A 1091-nucleotide genomic window follows, 5' to 3' on the forward strand; every position below is an offset into this window, starting at 1 on the left:
GGCAACCGCTGGCGATCAGCGTGATGCCTGGTCAGGTGGTCATTCAAGTACATCAGGATAATATACTGGCGTAACCACAGTTACAAATAACTAGATAGATCCTTCTTGGATCTATCTAGTCTTATATTAAATAGCTATTATTTTTTCTTGAGCAAAGCCAACAGGCCAATGCCCAGCATAATATATCCGCACAACATCCTCCCATCTAGTTCCTAGGTTTTGATACTTTTCAGATACATACTGCCTAAAAGCAAAGCATATTCCATTTCTTGCCGCCTGGCTAAAATCATGTGGCAAGCATATAAATTTATCTTTAGGTAACCCTTTAGTTGCATTTAATACTGCTTTATTTACTTTAATTCTAAGCTCTGCAAGCTCTTTAGATGTAGTTTGACCTTTATAAAATGGGTCATCTTGAGTTGGCGAGGTCGGAAGCCACTCAGCACTAGCATAAAGGCCATTAAACTCCACATCAGATGGATTAATGAACACCTTTTCAACATCTTTAATTAAAATAACATTTTCATTCTGGATGTCAGACACCCCCATATTTGAAAAGAATCTTGCCTTATCTATTTCTTCCAACACTTTATTAATATCAATCATATTAAAATCTCAAATCGGTTATGGTTCCTGGCGGTAAAGCTTTCCTACCTTGTTGGACTGTAGTACGAAGCACACCACCTGCTGCGTGCGGGCCAGGTATTCCAGGTAAAGAGTGGTTTGGTAATGTTCCATGTGTAGGCATTAAGTTCCACCATTTATTCGCCCCCCCACTTTCCAATGGAATTATATGATGCGGAGTTGCCCCAGTAGGCCAAACTCTTCCTGTATTCGCTTCCCATTGACTCATAAGATATTTTTGATCTCTCACAAATTCTTTACGTGACAACCTATTTTGGAAAGCACTACGTCTTTGAACTACTGGTAAATTACCTTTTAATATTTCTGCTTGCTTTGGAGTTATATGCCCTCCAGGTGACGCAACCTTATTAGCATCAGCAATAATGCGATCAAGAGTAGAACATCCAGCTAGCCCTAATGGATCTATCCATCCTAGCGGATTGTGAACGTAACCATAGGTGTTTAAT

General features: G+C 39.6%; 1 protein-coding gene and 1 pseudogene. Both read right to left on the reverse strand.

Translation table 11 applies throughout. The annotated features are described in order from the left end of the window. Window positions 1-126 precede the first annotated feature (126 nt). On the reverse strand, window positions 127-606 hold the full coding sequence (locus tag ACQ4OC_RS19545) for a hypothetical protein (protein ID WP_064512411.1): 480 nt from the start codon (window positions 604-606) through the stop codon (window positions 127-129). A gap of 1 nt (window position 607) precedes the next feature. Then, window positions 608-1091: pseudogene (locus ACQ4OC_RS19550) on the reverse strand (hypothetical protein); the annotation flags it as partial.

It is taken from the genome of Yersinia sp. J1 (genome assembly GCF_050586585.1).
GTDB lineage: Bacteria > Pseudomonadota > Gammaproteobacteria > Enterobacterales > Enterobacteriaceae > Yersinia > Yersinia entomophaga.

Excerpts from the sequence above, each read along its gene's own strand:
- ACQ4OC_RS19545 (WP_064512411.1), bottom strand. The coding sequence starts at position 606 with ATGATTGATATTAATAAAGTGTTGGAAGAAATAGATAAGGCAAGATTC.